The sequence below is a fragment of the Nocardia vaccinii NBRC 15922 genome, from assembly GCF_001613305.1.
GTDB classification, from domain to species: domain Bacteria; phylum Actinomycetota; class Actinomycetes; order Mycobacteriales; family Mycobacteriaceae; genus Nocardia; species Nocardia vaccinii.
In genome coordinates this window covers 18,701-36,861 of sequence record NZ_BDCC01000062.1, presented here as the reverse complement: position 1 = coordinate 36,861, position 18,161 = coordinate 18,701, and the positions used below count along the sequence as shown (strand labels likewise).

Sequence of the window (18,161 nt, the reverse complement as noted above, 5' to 3'; positions counted from 1 at the left end):
CGCTGTGCGGCGTCTACTGATCCCTGGACGGGTCTATCTGCCGGGGGATCCGGGAGGGGAGTGGATGGTCCGGGTCGAGGGCGGGAAGTCCATCGATGCTACGGGAGTTGTCGCCGGTGATTCGGCGGGCGAACTTCTCGTCCGGCTGGCGGGCGTGATGGGCGTCCAGTACCGGGCGTTCGCCGGCGAATTCGTAGTAGGGCACCGAATATCCGCACGCATCGGCGATGTGCTCGACCCGGATCACCACGACCGCGCGCACGCCGGGGTGATCGGTGCCGAAATGTGTTCGCAGATCGCAAAATTCGGGGTCGTCCGGCCGCACGACCCGGCCCGTTCCGAACAGCCGCAGAATCCGCGAGTTGCGAGTGAACGAACAGAACATCACCGTGATCCGGCCGTTCTCCCGGAGGTGGGCGATGGTTTCCGAACCGCTGCCGAACAGATCCAGATATGCGACGGTGTGATCGTCCAGAATTGCGAACGTGTCCTGGTATCCCTTGGGAGACAAATTGACTCGCCCCCCTTCCGACGGCGCACTGGCAACGAAGAACATCGCCTGCGCCCGAATGAACTGCCGCAGTTGATCGTCCAGTCCCGAGAACACCTGGGCCATCGGCATACCTTCCCCTCGAACATGCCCGTGAGCTTGCGGCCGGTCCGACGACCGGACTCACACCCGGCCGAGATCGATCTCCACGGGGAATGGTACGGACGCCTTGATCACCCCGGTGAACATCTCTCCCGATCGGTACGTCCCGGTCGCCGGATCCAGCACGTACGTGTAGACCAGCGGAACGCCGGTCGCGGCCTGCTCGACCCGCCAGTAGAACCCGATGCCCGCTCGGGCGTACTGCTCGACCTTCACGATCCGGTCGGTGGTCTCCGAGCCCGGCGACACGATCTCCTCCCGGCTGTCCGTCGGGCGGGCCCGATCCCGCTGAACGCAGTGTACTTCCCGGATCGCCCACGAAGGTCGCGCGTAGCAGGCTTACCGGTCGCCGCTGTGCTCGATCCGATTCGATCCGATGGATGTTCACTTGGTGCGATAGCGAGGGTGTATCGCGCGGAGGCGGCGGACCGGTGATGGCTGTTCGGTCGCGCCGCGGCGCCGGTCCTCCCAGTGCGAGAGGGGGCCGAATAGATTTGTGGCTCAGGCGGATTGCTGGATGCGGACGATATTGCCCGCGGGGTCGCGCAGGGCGCAGTCGCGGAGGCCGTAGGGGTGGTCGGTGGGTTCCTGGAGGACCTCGGTGTCGCCGGTCTGAACTCGTTCGAAGGTGGCGTCGAGGTCGGGGGTGGCCAGCACGATGCGGGCGTAGGTGCCCTTGGTCATCATCTCGGCGATGGTGCGGCGCTCGTCGTCCGTGAGGTCGGGTTCGGCGGCCGGTGGGTACAGCACGATCGATGTGCCGGGCTGTCCGGCGGGCCCGATGGTGATCCACCGCATCGTCCCGCTTCCGACATCCTTGCGAACCTCGAATCCGAGCACATCGCGATAGAACGCCAGCGAGGCCTCCGGATCGTCGTGCGGCAGAAAAGTCCAAGCAATGGTGATATCCATGCCGCCAACGCTAGGCAGCCGATCTCCTTCGATGCTTCTCGATTCCTGATCGGTCCCGGCGGCGGTGGTCGAGTAATTCGCGGCGGTATTGTTCACGGCGGGCCGGCGTTGTCGGTGAGCCTGTTCACTGCGGAGTCCTTCCGCGGCCGTGGAAATCCGCCGCGAAGTCGCTGCCGCGCAGGTCATACATGGTGGCGACGTCCCGGAGTTAGGTTTGTAAGCCCTTGGTGTGCACTGGGTTACCTAATTTCGGCAAGGCTTGCATTGCTGGAACCGAATGGGACGAATGGTTACCTTTGATTTCGTGCTGAGAGATGAGGCAGTGCTGGACGAGCGGGTTGTGGTTGCGGCGCAGGCGCATCCGGAACCCCATGGTATCGGGTTGGCCGCGCGGTTGAATTGGCTTCGGGCGGGAGTTCTGGGAGCCAATGACGGAATTGTTTCCGTGGCAGGCATCGTCGTGGGTGTGGCGGCGGCCACGGCTACCCGGTCGACGATTCTGACCGCGGGAATCGCGGGGCTGGCGGCGGGGGCGGTATCGATGGCGCTGGGGGAGTACGTATCGGTCAGTACGCAGCGAGACAGCGAGCGGGCGATCCTCGAGGTGGAACGGCGCGAGCTCATCGAACAGCCGGAAGCGGAACTGGCCGAGTTGGCCGCGATCTACGAGGGCAAGGGCCTGTCTGCGGCGACGGCGTGGAAGGTAGCCGAGGAACTCACCGAGAACGACGCTTTCACCGCGCACGCCGAAGCCGAACTGGGGATCGACCCTCAGGATCTGACCGATCCCCGGCACGCGGCGTTCTCCTCGGCGCTGTCGTTCACCCTCGGCGCGCTGCTGCCGCTGCTGGCGATCCTCACCCCGGCGGCGATCCGAGTTCCCGTGACCGTGATCGCCGTGCTGGTGGCGCTCGGACTCACCGGGGCACTGGGTGCGCGGCTGGGGCAGGCCCCCGTGCTGCGAGCCACCCTGCGGGTGCTGGTGGGTGGTGCGCTGGCGATGGCGAGCACCTACCTGATCGGCCATCTGGTCGGCCTCGCCGTCTGATCCGCGGGCGCGGCGATCAGACCTGCGCCGCAACCGGATTGCGTTTGCGCGCTTCCCGGGCGAGAGCGCGATCGCGCTGCTCCTCGAAGCGCAGGCAGTCGCTCTGCAATTTCTCCAGGAATTCCCCCAGCTCATTGCGGATTCGATCGCCGCGTGTCCCGAAATCGTTGCGCTCGAACACATTCCACTTGCGCAACACCGGCAGGACCACCTCCTCGAGGTGCTGGCGCAGATCGTAGATGCCGTGCTTGGCCATCAGCACACCGTTTCGCCGCCAGTCCGGCATGCCCATACCGGGCATCCGGAAGTTGCACACGATCTCGGTGATCGCCTCGAGCGCCTGATCCGGCGAAAGGTCCAGTGCCGCATCGCACATGTTGCGGTAGAAGATCATGTGCAGGTTCTCGTCCGCGGCGATGCGCTGCAGCATGCGATCGGCGATCGGGTCGTCGCACGCCTTGCCGGTGTTCCGGTGTGAGACGCGGGTGGCGAGCTCCTGGAAGGTCACATAGGCGACCGAATGCAGGAAACCGCGGTCGCTCACCTGCTCGACGGTTCCGCCGGCCTCCCGGATCATCTTCACCGGGTTGTACCCCTGGGTCATATGCGTCATCCGGGCCTGTTCCAGCGCAACGGGATCCACCGCGCGGGTGACGACCAGATAGTCTCGGATGACGATGCCGTGCCGGTTCTCCTCCGCGGTCCAGCGCCCGACCCAGGTGCCCCAGGCGCCGTCCTTGGAGAAGTTCTCGGCGATCTCGCGGTGGTAGGAGGGCAGATTGTCCTCGGTGAGCAGATTGGTGATCATCGCCGCCTTGGCGACCTCGCTGAGCTTCGACTGCGAGGGGTCCCAGTCCTGCCCGTCCATGGTGGCGAAGTTGCGCCCCGCATCCCAGGGCACGTAGTCGTGCGGATGCCAGTCCTTGGCCATGGACAGATGCCGGTCGACGTTCTGTTCGGCGATGGGTGCCAACTCCATGAGCAGTTCGAGCTGTGTGAGGTTCCTGGCCACGATGAAGCCTTCCTCCAAATCGGATCGGCGAGTGGGACGGTGCGCGAAGAAACCGGTACAGTGCAATAGCGATCGGATAGCTGCGTGTCACACGGCCACCCCGATCGGTTCCGCCCCCGATAATGTAGTCCGACCCAGCCGGGCGCTCGAGGGCAGGAGGGTGCGTCGCATTAGATAGGACATAACTCCTGCTGAAGTAGTGTTCGACCCCCGGCGAACCGCCGAACCGGCTGTCGTTCCTGCTGTTGTCGGTTCTCGAGCGTTATTCACAAGGTGTATTCGCCGAAGGATTGCCATCGAAAGTGAGCCGAGCATGACGAGTGTGAGCAGTAAGGGTTTCCCCAGCGTGGTCGTCACCGGTCTGGCGGCGACGACGTCGATCGCCGGAGATGTGGACTCCACCTGGAAGGGGCTGCTCGACGGCGAAAGCGGGATCGATGTCCTGGACGACGAGTTCATCGAGCAGTTCGAACTGCCCGTGCGCATCGGCGGTCACCTGAAGGCCAAACCGGAGGATTCGCTCGGCGGCGATGAGGTCCGGCGACTGTCCTACGTGGAACAGATGGCGCTGGTACTGGGCCGGGAGGTGTGGCGCAACGCGGGCAGCCCCGAGGTCGATCCGCAGCGGCTCGGGGTGTCGATGGGCACCGGAATCGGCGGCGCGGAGGTCTACATCAATGTGACGAACCGGATGCAGCGCGGCGGTTACCGAAAGGTCTCGCCGCTGGCGGTGCAACAGATCATGCCGAACGGCCCGGGTGCGGTCGTCGGGCTCGAGCTGGGTGCGAAAGCCGGTGTGTCGACAGTGGTTTCGGCCTGTTCGTCCGGTTCGGAGGCGATCGCCAACGCGTGGAAATCGATCGTGATGGGCGATGCGGACGTGGTCGTCACCGGCGGGGTGGAGGGCTCGATCCAGGCCGTCCCGATCGCCGCGTTCACCATGATGCGCGCCATGAGCACCCGCAACGACGAGCCCAAACGCGCCTCGCGCCCGTTCGACAAGGATCGCGACGGATTCGTCTTCGGCGAGGCCGGGGCGATGATGATGCTCGAGACCGAGGAGCACGCCCGCGCGCGCGGCGCGACGATCCAGGCTCGCCTGATGGGTGCGGGAGTAACCTCCGACGGCTTCCACCTGGTCGCCCCGGATCTGCAGGGCAAGGGCGCCGCGCGGGCGATCAAGCGAGCCATCGAGACGGCCGGATTGTCGAAAAGCGATGTGACACATGTGAATGCGCATGCCACCGCAACACCGGTCGGCGACACCGCCGAAGCGTTGGCGATCAACTCCGCGATCGGCAACCACGCCTCGGTCTACGCGGCCAAATCCGCGCTGGGGCATTCGATCGGCGCGGTCGGAGCGCTGGAGTCCGTGCTCACCGTGCTCAGCATCCGGGACGGCGTCGTGCCGCCGACGCTCAATCTCGACAACAAGGATCCGGAAATCGACTTGGACGTCGTGACCGGACAGGCCCGAACCGCCCGGATCGATTACGCGGTGAAGAACTCCTTCGGTTTCGGCGGGCACAACGTCTCGCTGGCGTTCGGGCGGTACTGAGCCGAAACCGTGGAAGCTCCTGTTACTGTTCGGGCTTCGCGGTGTCGATCTGTGTTCGATTGTCATCGCACGTCCGCTGGGCGTGCGTGAAAAAGGATAGGGAATGATCGGCGAGACCTTTGACGACTATCTCGATGAGCAGGGCAATATTTCGATCCGCAGCGATGCGACCATGATCGATTTCGTCGACAAGCACAGTGCGTCGCGTGCCGACGAGCTCGCCTACCGCTACATCGACTATTCGCGCGAGCGCGACGGGGAGTACCTCGAGCTCACCTGGGGCCAGTTCGGCATGCGGCTGCGCGCGGTCGCGGCGCGACTGCAACAAGTGGCGAAGCCGGGCGATCGGGTCGCGATCCTCGCGCCACAGGGACTGGACTACGTGGTGGCCATGTTCGCGGCGGTCTACGCGGGCAATATCGGTGTGCCACTGTTCGATCCGGAAGAATTGGGACATACCGACCGGGTGTATTCGGTGCTGCGCGACTGCCGTCCCGCGGCGATCCTGACCGCGAGTTCGGCCGCGGCGCGGGTGCGCGAGATCTTCCGCGAACTCCCGGCCGCGCAGCGTCCCCGGATCATCGCGGTCGACGCGATCCCGGACAGCGTCGGGGAGGGCTGGACCCGCCCGGACCTCGAGATCGACGACGTGGCCTATCTGCAGTACACCTCGGGCTCGACGCGCGTGCCCGCCGGTGTCGAGATCACCCATCGCGCTGTGGGAACCAACCTGCTGCAGATGATCGACGCTCTCGGCATCGACGAGACCGCGCGCGGGGTCACCTGGCTGCCGATGTTCCACGACATGGGGCTGTTGTGCGTGATCCTGCCGGTGGTCGGCGGCGGGTTCATCACCATCATGTCGCCGAGCGCCTTCGTGCGCCGCCCGTACCGGTGGATCAAGGAGTTGGCCGCGGCCTCGGACGGCGCGTCGACCTACGCCGCCGCACCGAATTTCGCCTACGAGCACGCGGCCGTGCGGGGACTGCCCAAACCGGGCGAGGATCTGGATCTGTCCAATGTGATCGGCCTGATCAACGGCAGCGAACCGGTGTCGGTGAGTTCGATGACGAAGTTCAACGACGCGTTCACCCCGTACGGGTTGTCCAAGACCGCGATGAAGCCGTGTTACGGCATGGCGGAGGCGACGTTGTTCGTCTCGGCGACCAAGCGCGAGGACGAGGCGATGGTCGTCTACGTCGACCGGGCCGAACTCAACGCCGGGCGCATGGTCGAGATCGATCCGACCGCGGACAATGCGGTCGCGCAGGTGTCCTGCGGATATGTCGCGCGGTCGCAGTGGGCGACGATCGTGGATCCCGAGACCGGGGCCGAGCGGCTCGACGGCGAGGTCGGCGAGATCTGGTTGCACGGGGACAACATGGGCATCGGCTACTGGGGACGAGAGCAGGAGAGCGAGGCGACCTTCCGCAACCGGATCGCCGCGCGGCAACCGAACAGTCACGCGGAAGGCACTGCGCCGGAAGCGGATTGGATGCGCACCGGCGATTTCGGCGCCTATTACAACGGTGAGCTGTACATCACCGGCCGGGTCAAGGATCTGGTGATCGTGGACGGGCGCAACCACTATCCGCAGGATCTCGAGCAGACCGCGCAGGAGGCGTCGAGTGCGCTGCGGCCGGGATTCGTGGCGGCGTTCTCGGTGTCGGCGCAGGAACTGCCCGCCGCGATACGCGAGGCCGGAGTGCCCGCGGGTTCGGAGAATCTGGTCGTGGTCGCCGAACGTGCCACGGGCGCGGCGAAATTGGCGCCGGAGCCGATCGCGGAGGTGGTCCGCGCCGCGATCGCGGCCAAACACGGTGTGGCGGTGTGGGATCTGGTGCTGGTCCCGGCCGGATCCATTTCGCGCACCTCCAGCGGCAAGATCGCGCGGCGGGCGTGCAAGGCGGCCTACCTCGAGGGGACGCTGCGCGGCGGCCGGCGGCAGCGGGTGTTCCCGGACGCCGAATCGGAGTAGCGACCGGCTGCGCCCGACCGGCTACGAATGTCCCCGGTGCGCCGCGGTCTCAGGCACGCCAGAGCTGATCGCCGGAGCGGGAGATGACGATATTGGGCACCACGGCGCGGGCCGACAGCCGCGACACCGCGAGCACCAGCTCGGCGATGTCGGCGGTGGGGAGCATGGCCGAGGGCTCTAGTTCACCGTGCTTCCAGGCGGTCATATCGGTGTCGACGTAGCCGGGGGAGATCGCCGTCGCGCTGACGCCGCGCCCGGATTCCTCCAGCGAGACCGTCTCGCACAGGGAGATCAGGGCCGCCTTGGTGGCGCCGTAGAGGGCCAGGCCCGGCTCCCCGGCGACGCCGGTGATCGAGGCCAGTGCGACGATCTTGGCCCCGCGCCGCGGGTCGGCCTCGGCGCTCTTTCGCAACAGCGGCAGCGTCGCCTGGATCAGCGCGAGCGGGGCGCGGAAGTTGACGTCCAGCATCCGGTCGCGGGCCTTGGCGGTCAGCTCCGCGACCTCGCCTACGCTGCCGGTACCGGCGTTGAGCACCAGCAAGTCCAGGCCGCCGAACCGCTCGGCGTGCGCCTCGGCCAGTTCGGTGATCCGCGCCTCGTCGGCCAGGTTCGCCGCGAACGGATGGATCTGCGCGCCGGTCTCCTGATGGATTTCCCGCGCGGTCCGGTCGAGGGTTTCGGGGGTGCGCGCGGCGACGGTCACCGCGTATCCCTCCCCCGCCAGGCGGCGGGCGACCTCGGCGCCGATACCCCGTGAGCCGCCGGTGACCAGTGCGCTGCGAACAACCGTCATGACCCAGCCTTCTCGATGATGCGTTGCGTAGTGCTGCGATGAACTCGTGGAGAAGTTAACACGGATTCGCATGCGGTCGATCGGCCGGGGCGGCCGATCGCCGACGGCGGGCCGAGTGATCGCCGACGGCCGGGCGAGCGATCGTCGCGCATCGCCCTGGCTGTCGTCCCCGTAGTGGCCCCGACGGGCGAGGCCAGCACCCGGTCCGGTCCCTGCCCGGCGGCGATCTGTGGCAGACTCGGCACCGCACGATGCGGCCGCTCGACGACCGTGCGTGGAAGGGTATGCGGGAGTTGGGATTGCGATGGAGCTGAGCACCATCGAGCGCCAGGTGGCGCAAGACAGGCGTGCCGCCACCCAGGAGCGCTCGGTCGAGGCGGACCTGCGCCTGGCCGCCTCGCTGTGTGAATTCGCCCGCGCCCTGATCGCGACCAAGCAGGACGGTTCGGACCGGGATCGTTCCCCGGCCGCGCTGGAACCGGCTCAGGAGGCGGTGCTGATCCGGCTGCGCTGGCTGATTCGCGGACGGGTCACCGCCCAGTTCGCCGGGCAGGTGCAGGAGGCGCTGCGGCTGTTCGAGGAGGCCGCACGCACGATCGGCCACCGCGAGCTGGCGACCTCCACCATCCGGCAGGCTTGCGACGCGTACCACCAGGTCGCGCGGAACTATCCGGCCGCGGCCGCGGTCTGCGCCGACGGGCTGTCCAAATGCGGTGTGTGGCTGTGCCGGTTGGACCCGTCCGCGGCGGTCGACGCCAGTGCCGAGGCGGTGCGCATTCGCGCCGGCCTGTTCGCGGCCGATCCCGACCAGTCGGGCCGCTACTATCTGGCCAGCCTGAACATGCTGCTGCGCACGCTGATGATCGGCCGATCGCGCAAGCAGGCGCTGGCGATGTACCGGGAACGGTATTCGGCCTGGACCACCCAGCCGATGACGAGCCGGTTGCGCGCGACGCCCATCGCCGAACTCGACTTCACCGGTAAAACCGTTGCGGCACTCGGGAAGCTGGAGTGCCAGACGCTCGAGCGCGCGGGTTACCTGACTCAGCAGCAGATCCTGTACCAGACCTCCGGCGACCTGTCGACGATCGAGGAGATCAACTGGAAGCTCGGGCTGGTCGGTCTCAAACCCCTTGCGGCCGGGGCGCTTCCGGATCTGCCGTCCAAGCCGGTGGAAATCGCGACCTCCTTCGGCGCGATCGCGGTGCGGTGTACGAGTCCCGATGCGGTGGCCCAGGTTCGCGCGGCGGTCATCGCCGCCTACGCGGCCGACGGCGCGGAGCCCACCACGAGCACCTCCTTCCAGGGTGTGCACGAAACCCATTGGCATATGCCAGATCCCGAGATGAACCTCGCCGAGCGCCTCGGTGACGACGTGGTGCTGGTCGAACGGTGCGGCGGCAGCTGGATATCGGTGGCCAGCCTGTACTGGGAACTCACCCCGAGCGGGAAAAACCCTCTGGCCCTGCGGCTTTCGCAGCGTTGGCCGGTTATCACGGTGAACACCACCGAGCACATGTCCTACGAACTGTGCTGGTACGCCGACGGCGTCGCCGCCCAGTACGCCGCCCTGGGGCGTCCCGCCGGGCAGCCCGCACTGGACAAACCCTTGGCGCCCTTGAACTTCGCGGTGCTGGCCGACTACGGCGCGGACTACGCCTCGGAGACCCAGGTTCGCGCGGCGTTCGGCAACACCGCGACGTTCTCCAAACTCACCAATCTGCCCACCAGCGGTATCCGGCAGGCCGGGCAGGCGCATGCGCTGGCCGATTACGGCGATCGGGTGCTGTTCTTCCGCGCCGACGGATCGGACTGAGCCGCGATGTCGGAACCCGCGCTATCGCAAGCGGTTTCGCCGCGGTGGGAGTACGGCGGCCGCTACTACGTCGTATGGCGGGTCACCGACAGCGGTGAGCGGGCCACCCTGGGCTGGGAACTCGAGGACGTGGGCCCCTCGCCGGGGCGGGGTATCGTACTCGAGGCGTTCGAGCAGGACGCCTCCGGAGAGTTCGTGTTCACCGCGTTCACCGACCAGCCGCTGCCGTTCGCCCTGGTCCACCGGTTCGTCGCCGAGGCGGCCCGGGAGATCCCGGCGGAGTAGCGAAGCCGCGTCCCGGTGCAGCGACCGGGATGAAGTCGCGGCACGTTCATGTTGAACAGTTGTCCGTCCTTTTGCCGGGCGGTGACGAATGACCTGTGTCGGTAGACCACGGACCGGTGCGATCCTGCGGTGAGAAGTGTTGCCCCCCGGTGGCGCAGTTCCGCCGACCGAGGAAAACGTCGGCTCGAGAGCTGCGGCCCGGGTCGATTCTGGACTGACCGGAGCGGAGGAGCGAAGCGGGGGAAGAAACGGCCCTTCGGGGGCCGCGGCCTCGCCGGAGCGGAGCGGAGGCCGAAGACACGGTAATCGATTTGCGATTCGGTGCCTGGGCGTATGTATAGTTGGCTTTGGCAACTAGTTGTATGCGCTAACCAAGTCTGCAGATTCATTGGGAGAAGGTGAACCCCGTGACCACCGTCGGCCTCGAGCCCGAGGTATCCGCCGTCGTCTCCGGCAGTGCCGGCAACGTCGGCAGCGTCGTTCTCGACGACGCCGATCGCCTCGGCACCCAGTTGGTCCGGTTCATGCGGGCACTGAACCGGGCGAAGACACAGATGTCCAAGCACGGCCCGGACGGCCTGGACAGGCTCGCGTACGCGGTGCTGTTCTGCCTCGTCCACGACGGCCCGCTGCGTACCGGCAAGATCGCCGAGCAGCTGCACGCCGAGATCTCCACCATCAGCAGGCAGACGCGATCCCTCGTCACGCACGGCATGATCGAACGCCGGGCGGATCCTGTCGACGGCCGCGCATGCGTGCTCGCCGCCACCGAGGAGGGAGTGCGCGTCTTCGAAGAGACCCGTCGGCAACGGAACCTCTGGCTCGCCGGAATCCTGGCCGACTGGCCCGCGACGGAGCGGTCCGATCTCATCACACTTCTCGACCGGCTCAACGCCGATATCGAGGCAACCCCATCGCTGTGTACAGCCGAACCGAAATAGGGTTTGAACAATTATGACGACTTCGACAACCGAGGCGCCGGTGGCTCGGTCCGGACCAGTGGAGGAAGAGAGTACGTTCCTCTCCCACCGCCAGGTTCTGACGGTGCTGTCGGGCCTGCTGCTGGGCATGTTCCTGGCGGCGCTGGATCAGAACATCGTGAGCGTGGCGATCGTTCGGATCGCCAACAGCCTGCACGGCTTCGACCAGCAGGCCTGGGCGACCACCGCCTATCTGATCACCGCGACCATCAGCACTCCGCTGTACGGCAAACTGGCCGACATCTACGGCCGCAAGCCGTTCTTCCTCACCGCGATCGGCATCTTCGTCATCGGTTCGGCGGCCTGTACGTTCGCCACCTCGATGTACGAACTGGCCGGATTCCGTGCCTTCCAGGGCCTGGGCGCCGGTGGTCTGATGTCGCTGGCGATGACCATCATCGGTGACATCGTCCCGGCCCGTGAGCGCGTGCGCTACCAGGGCTACTTCATGATGGTGTTCGGCATCTCCACGGTGCTCGGACCGGTGCTCGGCGGCTGGTTCTCCGGCTTCGATCACCTGTGGGGCCTCGAGGGCTGGCGCTGGGTGTTCCTGGTGAACGTGCCGATCGGCGTCATCGCCCTGGGTGTGGTGGCCCGGGTGCTGAATGTGCCGCATCGAAGGCAGAATCACAAGGTCGACTGGTTCGGCGCGATAGCGCTCGCGATATGTGTGGTTCCGCTGTTGATCGTGGCGGAACAGGGCCGAGGCTGGGGCTGGGGCGACAGCAAGTCGATCATCTGCTATGCCATCGGCGCGGTCGGCCTGATCCTGTTCATCTTCATCGAGTACCTGATGAAGGATGCAGCGCTGATCCCGCTGCGGCTGTTCAAGAACTCGACCTTCAGCGTCGTCATCGCGGGCGGGTTCATCGTCGGTGTCGCGATGTTCGGCGCGATCTCCATGGTCCCGCTGTACTGGCAGGTGGTGCGTGACTACTCGCCGACCACGGCGGGTCTGCTGATGCTGCCGCTGGTGGCGGGCATCATGATCGGGTCGCTGATCTCCGGACAGGTCACCCGGTTCACCGGACGGTACAAGGTGCTGCCGGTGGTCGGCACGTTCGTCATCGCGCTGGGCGCACTGCTCTACGCGCAGGTGCACTACGACAGCGCGATCTGGCAGCCGCTGCTGTACAGCGCCGTCATCGGCCTCGGTCTGGGCTGCTGTATGCAGACGTTGATCATCGCCGCGCAGAACGCGGGCCCGCGCTCCGATATGGGTGTGTCCACCGCGTCGGCGACCTTCTTCCGGCAGATGGGCGGCACGCTGGGTGTCGCGGTCTTCCTGACGATCATGTTCAACCTGCTGCCGCACAAGATCATCGATGCTTTCGGCGGTCACCTGCCGGCCGGGTTCGATACCTCCAAGCTCGGCAGCATCCAGAGCAACACCAGCGGCATCGCCAATCTCCCGGCGATGGTCAAGGATCCGATTCTGATCGGTTTCACGAACTCCCTGCACGGCGTGTTCTACGCCGCGGCCGGGGTCGGGCTGGTGGCCTGCCTGGTGCTGCTGTTCATGAAGGAGATCCCGCTGGCGGACCCCAAGGCCTCCGCGCCGCCGGCCGATGAGCCGGTCGACGCAACCACGGGTTCATGGGAGGAAAGTCAGGTCTGGGAGGGCGCGGCACAGGCACTCTCCGAGCCGGAGCCGGTGCTGGCCGGTGCGGTCGCGGGCAGGCATGCCGCGATCTCGCGCAATGGCAACGGCTCGGCTGCGCATACGAATGGAACGGCGGTGTCACAGATGGCCATAAGGAGTTCGTCGGCCGGATTCGCCTCGGCGGATGGCGAGGTTCGCACGATCGGCGGTCGGATCAGACGCGAGGACGGGCGGCCGGTGGCCGGTGCCGCGCTCACGCTGATCGATACGCGCGGTCACCAGGTGTCCCGGGCGATCGGTGACGCCGAGGGCGGTTACACGATCGGTGCGCCCGCGTCCGGCAGCTATGTGCTGATCGTCTCGGCCGGCGGGCATCAGCCGTCGGCGGTCAACGTGACCGTCGGCAATGGATCGCAGTCGCTGGACGTGGCTCTGCAGGGTTCGGGTGAACTGTCGGGCGTGGTGCGTTCGGCCGGGCGCGGTGAGCCGCTGCCCTCGGCGACGGTGACCCTGACCGATATGCGCGGCGAGGTCGTCGGTGCGGCGGTCACCGGTCAGGACGGCGCATACGTCTGCCACGGCGTGGTATCCGGCATCTACACCCTGGTCGCCGTCGCCGATCACATGCGGCCCAACGCGCTGACCTTGACCGTGCCCGAGAGTGGTCTGCTGCGGCACGACATCGAACTCTCGCCGATGACGGTGCTGTCCGGTGCGGCCTGGGCCAACGGGCGCGCGGTGCCGGATGCGCAGGTGACGGTGCTGGACGCCGGCGGGACGCCGGTCGCCACCGCGCGCACCGATGCGGAGGGCCACTACCTGGTGTCCGATCTGCCCGAGGGTGAGTACACCGTGGTGGCCAGCGGCTACCCGCCGGTGACCAGTCAGGTCACCGTCGCCGGCGGCGAGATCAACCACGATGTGCGGCTCGGCTACGAGGAGGCGACGAAGCAGTCATGAGTGGATTGACGGCACGTATTCACACCGCCGAGGGGTGGCCGGTACCGGACGCGGTGCTGACGGTAACCGATCTGAGCGGCCGTCAGCTCGCCCGGGCGACCGCCGGAGCGACCGGGGAGGTGGCCACCGAGCCACTGCCCGCGGGCGTGTGCACCGCCATCATCACCGCGCCGGGCTACCAGCCGGTGGCACAGGTGGCCCGGGTCGGCGGGGACGGTTCCGGCCGGCTGGGCCAGATCGTCCTGGCTCCGGAGGCGGGGACCAATCCGGCTCCGCCGGCGGGTCCGTGGACCATCGACCCGGTGCACTCGACGGTGATCGCGACCGCGCGGCACCTGGGTATCGCGAGTATCAAGGCGCGCTTCGCGGAGGTGAGCGGTCGGCTCGACATCGCCGAGACCCTGGAGAATTCGACGGGTTTCGCCGAGATCAAGACCGCGAGCATCGATACCGGCATCGGAATGCGCGACGACCACCTGCGGTCGTCGGACTTCCTGGACGCCGAGAAGTATCCGGTGATCTCGTTCAGCGGCAGCGGTTTCCGCCGCGTCGGCGGTGACAAACTGGTGATGCCGGGCGAGTTGACCCTGCACGGCCAGGTCCGCCCGGTCGAGCTGGACATCACCTACGGCGGCTATGGGCCCGACCCGTGGGGCGGTGTGCGCGCGGCGTTCCACGCCGAGATGCAGTTGCACCGCAACGATTTCGCGATCGACTACAACGCCATGGTGCGCGCGGGTATCGCCGCGGTCGGTACCGCGGTGAAGATCGATCTCGACATCGAACTCGTCCAGGGTGAGTCACTGCCTCAGATGTAGAGCGAATTCCATTGGGCCGCCTCGGTTTCCGAACCGAGGCGGCCCAACGCTCTGCGGCCCGTCGCACTTCCCACTATCGGTGAACCGGTCGCGCCCCGCGCTCAATACGCTGAGGCGCGAGATGTCCGCTCGATGCCGAGGATCACCACATGCCGGGAGCGAGTTCGGGTCGGGGCGAACACCGGATGGCGGATCCGGTGAGATGAAGCCGGAGTAGGCGTGGAATTCAATGTCACACTGTCGGATCCGGCGTTGGTGACGCCGTGTTTCGACGACCTGATGGCCGTGCTGGGGCATACCCTGCGGGATCTGGGACATGCGGTGGTCGATCTCGGCGGCTTCGATCCCCGCCGGATCAATATCGTCTTCGGTTACTACCTTGCGCCCCAGGCATTTTCGGAGCCGTGCATCGTGTACCAGCTGGAGCCGGTCACGGACAACATGGTGGCCTCGGGCATGGTTCCGGTGGATCTGCTGCGGCGGCACCTGGTGTGGGACTACAACCGCCGCAACATCGAGCAGTTGCGGCGTTACGACGTGACGGCGCACTACGTTCCGCCGGGCTTTCATCCGGTGCAAAGACGGTTGCTCCCGTCCACGGAAACCTCGACGGATGTGCTGTTCTACGGCAAGCGCACGCCGCGCCGCGCCCGGATACTCGAGCTGCTCCGGGAAGCCGGATTGCGGGTCCGCTGGGTGCACGACGCCTACGGCCCTCGGCTCGATCCGGATATCGCACGGTCGAAAGTTGTGCTGTGTCTGCACTCCCACGAATGGATGTCGGTGCTGGAGTCGGTGCGAGTGACCTATCTGATGGCGAACCGCAAGGCGGTGGTCGCGGAGGTCAACCCGGGGGATGACGCCGACGGGCTGAGCGACGGTATTCTCGGCGTTCACTACGACGGTTTGGTGGAGGCATGTCTGTCCTTGGTCTACGACGACCTCGCCCGAGCCGAACTCGAGGACGCGGCGTTTCGCACGATCGCCGCACGTCCGTATCTCGATGTCCTCGCCCGGGTGATTCCGCGCGCGAGCCCGCCCGCGGCCGTCCCGGTGCCCGGGGGCGTTGCCGGCCCGGGGGTGGCCGGATGATCGTGGTGGAGCCGGGCGGGATGGACGCCGCGGAATCGGGCTCGGGTCGTCGCACAGATGTGACGTCGCCTCAGGTACCCGTTCACCTGCTGGACGGTTCGTCGAGGGATGCTGTTGTCCGAGTATGCGAGCCGCGAGCGCGGTCGGTCGGCCGCGACAGACCGCGCGCTGCCGGACGGGGCCGTCGGGCGTGGTGGCGAAGATCCTGGAGAACCGAGTCGGAGCAGAACGGCGGACGCGCGTGGTAATGGAGTATCCAGCGGGTGGAGTTGCGCTGCGGTCTGGTGCGGAAGCTGGCGTGCCGGTCGAAAGTGTTGTGGCGCAATCTGATTCGATGACGGATCGGGGCAGTGAGTATGCGGTGTTGGCGCGGCGGGTGCGCAGCGCCGGACTGCTCGAGCGGCGGGTGGGCTATTACGCCGGGCTCGGCGCCATCGCGATGGCGGCACTGGTGGCCGGGTGGGGCGCCTTCGTCGTGGTGGGTGACTCCTGGTGGCAACTGGGCATCGCCGCGGTATTGGCCGTCGTGTTCACCCAGTTCGCCTTCCTGGGGCACGATGCCGGCCACCGGCAGATCTTCCGCACCCGGCGGGCGAACCACCTGTTCGGTCTGATCGCCGGAAATCTCTGTATCGGGGTGAGTATCGGCTGGTGGACCAGCAATCACAACCGGCACCACGCCCACCCCAACACCGAGGGGGCCGATCCGGACATCATGGGCGTGCTGGCCCACTCCGGGGGCCGCGCGGGGGCCGGGCGCGGTCTGCGGCGGTGGATCTTCCGTCATCAGGCGCGGCTGTTCTTCCCGATGTTGTTGCTGGAGGGCGCGAGTCTGCACGGGGCGAGCGTCCGGGCGCTGCTCGGCTGGCCGATCCGGCATCGGGGCCGGGAGGCGGCGCTGCTGGCCGCGCATGCGGTCGGTTATCTCGCCCTCGTGGCGGCGGTGCTGCCGCCGGGCAAGGCGCTGGCATTCATTGCCGTGCACCAGGGGCTGTTCGGGTTGTTCATGGGCTGCACCTTCGCGCCGAACCACAAGGGGATGGCGGTGCTCGGGGAGGAACAGGCCACGGACTTCCTGCGTCGTCAGGTGCTGACCTCCCGCAACGTTCGCGGTGGACGTGTCATCGATATCGCCATGGGCGGGTTGAACTATCAGATCGAACATCACCTGTTCCCGTCCATGCCCCGGCCCAACCTGCGCCGGGTCCGGCCACTGGTGATCCGGTTCTGCGCCGAGCGGGGAGTGCCGTATTGCGAGACCGGATTGCTGGAGTCGTACGCCCAGGCGTTGCGACATCTGCACGAGGTCGGCAAACACGCTGGGTGATCGCCCGAGCGATACCGTCGCGTCGCGCGCCCGCGGTGTAAACGGCGCGGTGATCAGTCGTGCTCTCGGTGACTACCTCCGGCGAGCCGGGGCAGTCCACACACTCGTGGCAACCGCGGCAGCGTGCGCACCGCCTCGGGTGGAATGCGCTGCGGCCGCCGCCGGAATCCGGCGGCGGGGGCGATCGGGCGGTCCGGCGTGCCGCCTGGATGCCTTGTCGGTCGTGGCTCGCCGGGAAGCGCGTGCTCAATCGAAATTCGGCTCACCCGGCACCGTTGGCACCGTGCGTATATTCCATTGCACGTATATACGTCATGACGTATATTAGGGGCGTGGCAGCCGATCCGTTCTCCGTGGTCGCCGAGCCGCAGCGTCGGCGGATACTCGACCAGCTGCGGACCGGCCAGGCCACCGTCGGCGAGCTCGTTGATCGGCTGGAGTTGTCCCAGCCGACGGTGTCCAAACATCTGAAGGTGCTGCGCGATGCGGGTTTCGTCACCTGCGAGGTGGCGGCGCAGCGGCGGGTCTATCGCCTGGTTCCCGGCCCGTTCCAGGAGTTGGACGGTTGGCTCTCGCCGTATCTGCGGCTGTGGCAGCACCACCTCGACGCCCTCGGGCGACATCTCGACAGAAAGGATCGGCCCTGATGAGCACGCAGTCCTATCGGCCAAGCCCCCCGCATCCGGTCGAACTCGTGAACGACGGCGAGCAGTGGTCGCTGGTGTTCACCCGCGATTTCCCGCACGTCCCCGAATCGGTCTGGTCGGCCCTGACCGATCCGGCGGAGCTGGCCGAATGGGCGCCCTACACCGCCGATCGCGCGCTCGACGCCCTCGGGCCGGTCACCCTGATCATGATCGACGGTGAGTCGAAACTCGAACTGCCGGGCGAGGTTTCGTATATCGATCGGCCACATCTGCTCGAATACACCTGGAGCGGCGAGTTGTTGCGCTGGGAGCTGAGCGAAACCGGCAGCGGCACAAGCCTTCGACTGACACATCAGCTGTCCGATCGCGCCCAGGCCGGCATGATGGCCGCGGGCTGGCACCTGTGCCTGGACGTCGCCGCGCTGCTGCTCGCCGGTACGCCGATCGGCCCGATCGTCGGCGCGGCCGCGATGAACAACGGCTGGTCCGAACTGAATCGCGAGTATTCGGCCGAATTGGGTGTGGAACCGATCGAACCGCCGATGTCCGGCGACGGTCGGCGCTGAGCGCGGCTTGCGGCGAATCCGGTAAGCGTTGGGCGCTGCGGACGCGTTGAACAGGGGGCCGGCCCGAGCTGGTTCGCGTGTGCTGACTCGAACGGGCGAGGATCCGATCGAGTC

At 66.9% G+C, this 18,161-nt stretch carries 17 protein-coding genes; 12 read left to right on the top strand and 5 right to left on the bottom strand.

Annotation, left to right across the window (positions count from 1 at the left end; all coding sequences use genetic code 11):
• Positions 1 to 13: 13 nt before the first annotated feature.
• The 3 genes from NV1_RS32860 to NV1_RS32850 all read right to left on the bottom strand — a co-directional run bounded on the left by NV1_RS32860 (position 14) and on the right by NV1_RS32850 (position 1,564).
• Positions 14 to 616, bottom strand: a complete 603-nt coding sequence (locus tag NV1_RS32860; protein WP_067900647.1) for a pyridoxamine 5'-phosphate oxidase family protein — start codon at positions 614 to 616, stop codon at positions 14 to 16.
• 57 nt (positions 617 to 673) lie between these two features.
• Positions 674 to 901, bottom strand: coding sequence for a PDDEXK family nuclease (locus NV1_RS32855; RefSeq protein WP_218027276.1), 228 nt, complete (start codon positions 899 to 901; stop codon positions 674 to 676).
• A 252-nt stretch (positions 902 to 1,153) separates the two neighbouring features.
• Positions 1,154 to 1,564 (bottom strand): VOC family protein, encoded by a 411-nt coding sequence (locus NV1_RS32850; protein WP_067900643.1) that lies wholly within the window; start codon positions 1,562 to 1,564, stop codon positions 1,154 to 1,156.
• A 307-nt stretch (positions 1,565 to 1,871) separates the two neighbouring features.
• Here NV1_RS32850 and NV1_RS32845 point away from each other — a divergent pair, with 307 nt between their 5' ends.
• Positions 1,872 to 2,612: a VIT1/CCC1 transporter family protein gene (locus NV1_RS32845; protein WP_373864680.1), complete on the top strand. Its 741-nt coding sequence runs from the start codon at positions 1,872 to 1,874 to the stop codon at positions 2,610 to 2,612.
• 16 nt (positions 2,613 to 2,628) lie between these two features.
• Here the strand turns inward: NV1_RS32845 and NV1_RS32840 are convergent, their stop codons facing one another.
• The gene (locus NV1_RS32840) at positions 2,629 to 3,624 is read right to left on the bottom strand and encodes an acyl-ACP desaturase (RefSeq protein ID WP_067900640.1); all 996 of its coding nucleotides are present in this window, start codon (positions 3,622 to 3,624) and stop codon (positions 2,629 to 2,631) included.
• Positions 3,625 to 3,937: 313 nt separating this feature from the next.
• Here NV1_RS32840 and NV1_RS32835 point away from each other — a divergent pair, with 313 nt between their 5' ends.
• Positions 3,938 to 5,182, top strand: a complete 1,245-nt coding sequence (locus NV1_RS32835; protein ID WP_067900482.1) for a KasA/KasB family beta-ketoacyl-ACP synthase — start codon at positions 3,938 to 3,940, stop codon at positions 5,180 to 5,182.
• A 106-nt stretch (positions 5,183 to 5,288) separates the two neighbouring features.
• On the top strand, positions 5,289 to 7,160 hold the full coding sequence (gene fadD32 / locus NV1_RS32830) for a long-chain-fatty-acid--AMP ligase FadD32 (RefSeq protein ID WP_157117525.1): 1,872 nt from the start codon (positions 5,289 to 5,291) through the stop codon (positions 7,158 to 7,160).
• A gap of 49 nt (positions 7,161 to 7,209) precedes the next feature.
• Here fadD32 and NV1_RS32825 read toward each other — a convergent pair whose 3' ends face one another.
• Positions 7,210 to 7,953, bottom strand: coding sequence for an SDR family NAD(P)-dependent oxidoreductase (locus NV1_RS32825; protein ID WP_067900477.1), 744 nt, complete (start codon positions 7,951 to 7,953; stop codon positions 7,210 to 7,212).
• 304 nt (positions 7,954 to 8,257) lie between these two features.
• On the opposite strand from NV1_RS32825, the gene NV1_RS32820 reads away from it, so the two are divergent.
• The 9 genes from NV1_RS32820 to NV1_RS42720 all read left to right on the top strand — a co-directional run bounded on the left by NV1_RS32820 (position 8,258) and on the right by NV1_RS42720 (position 18,047).
• Positions 8,258 to 9,769 (top strand): hypothetical protein, encoded by a 1,512-nt coding sequence (locus tag NV1_RS32820; RefSeq protein WP_067900474.1) that lies wholly within the window; start codon positions 8,258 to 8,260, stop codon positions 9,767 to 9,769.
• Between the two features lie 6 nt (positions 9,770 to 9,775).
• On the top strand, positions 9,776 to 10,054 hold the full coding sequence (locus NV1_RS32815) for a hypothetical protein (protein ID WP_067900472.1): 279 nt from the start codon (positions 9,776 to 9,778) through the stop codon (positions 10,052 to 10,054).
• 407 nt (positions 10,055 to 10,461) lie between these two features.
• Positions 10,462 to 10,995 (top strand): MarR family winged helix-turn-helix transcriptional regulator, encoded by a 534-nt coding sequence (locus tag NV1_RS32810; RefSeq protein ID WP_067900469.1) that lies wholly within the window; start codon positions 10,462 to 10,464, stop codon positions 10,993 to 10,995.
• Between the two features lie 13 nt (positions 10,996 to 11,008).
• A complete protein-coding gene (locus NV1_RS32805) occupies positions 11,009 to 13,597 on the top strand; it encodes an MFS transporter (RefSeq protein ID WP_067900467.1) in 2,589 nt (862 codons plus the stop codon).
• On the top strand, positions 13,594 to 14,415 hold the full coding sequence (locus tag NV1_RS32800; RefSeq protein ID WP_067900464.1) for a YceI family protein: 822 nt from the start codon (positions 13,594 to 13,596) through the stop codon (positions 14,413 to 14,415). Before NV1_RS32805 ends, NV1_RS32800 begins: the two co-directional genes overlap by 4 nt.
• Before the next feature lie 219 nt (positions 14,416 to 14,634).
• Entirely contained in the window at positions 14,635 to 15,507 is an 873-nt protein-coding gene (locus NV1_RS32795) for a hypothetical protein (protein WP_067900461.1), read from the top strand.
• A 334-nt stretch (positions 15,508 to 15,841) separates the two neighbouring features.
• On the top strand, positions 15,842 to 16,834 hold the full coding sequence (locus NV1_RS32790; protein ID WP_067900458.1) for a fatty acid desaturase family protein: 993 nt from the start codon (positions 15,842 to 15,844) through the stop codon (positions 16,832 to 16,834).
• 332 nt (positions 16,835 to 17,166) lie between these two features.
• Complete coding sequence (locus NV1_RS42725) at positions 17,167 to 17,481, top strand: ArsR/SmtB family transcription factor (RefSeq protein WP_084526121.1); 315 nt, start codon at positions 17,167 to 17,169, stop codon at positions 17,479 to 17,481.
• Complete coding sequence (locus tag NV1_RS42720; protein WP_084526119.1) at positions 17,481 to 18,047, top strand: SRPBCC family protein; 567 nt, start codon at positions 17,481 to 17,483, stop codon at positions 18,045 to 18,047. The genes NV1_RS42725 and NV1_RS42720 overlap by 1 nt, the downstream gene beginning before the upstream one ends.
• Positions 18,048 to 18,161: the final 114 nt, after the last annotated feature.

Excerpts from the sequence above, each read along its gene's own strand:
- NV1_RS32860 (WP_067900647.1), bottom strand. The coding sequence starts at position 616 with ATGGCCCAGGTGTTCTCGGGACTGGACGATCAACTGCGGCAGTTCATT.
- NV1_RS32850 (WP_067900643.1), bottom strand. The coding sequence starts at position 1,564 with ATGGATATCACCATTGCTTGGACTTTTCTGCCGCACGACGATCCGGAG.
- NV1_RS32835 (WP_067900482.1), top strand. The coding sequence starts at position 3,938 with ATGACGAGTGTGAGCAGTAAGGGTTTCCCCAGCGTGGTCGTCACCGGT.
- NV1_RS32825 (WP_067900477.1), bottom strand. The coding sequence starts at position 7,953 with ATGACGGTTGTTCGCAGCGCACTGGTCACCGGCGGCTCACGGGGTATC.
- NV1_RS32820 (WP_067900474.1), top strand. The coding sequence starts at position 8,258 with ATGGAGCTGAGCACCATCGAGCGCCAGGTGGCGCAAGACAGGCGTGCC.
- NV1_RS32815 (WP_067900472.1), top strand. The coding sequence starts at position 9,776 with ATGTCGGAACCCGCGCTATCGCAAGCGGTTTCGCCGCGGTGGGAGTAC.
- NV1_RS32805 (WP_067900467.1), top strand. The coding sequence starts at position 11,009 with ATGACGACTTCGACAACCGAGGCGCCGGTGGCTCGGTCCGGACCAGTG.
- NV1_RS32800 (WP_067900464.1), top strand. The coding sequence starts at position 13,594 with ATGAGTGGATTGACGGCACGTATTCACACCGCCGAGGGGTGGCCGGTA.
- NV1_RS32790 (WP_067900458.1), top strand. The coding sequence starts at position 15,842 with ATGACGGATCGGGGCAGTGAGTATGCGGTGTTGGCGCGGCGGGTGCGC.
- NV1_RS42720 (WP_084526119.1), top strand. The coding sequence starts at position 17,481 with ATGAGCACGCAGTCCTATCGGCCAAGCCCCCCGCATCCGGTCGAACTC.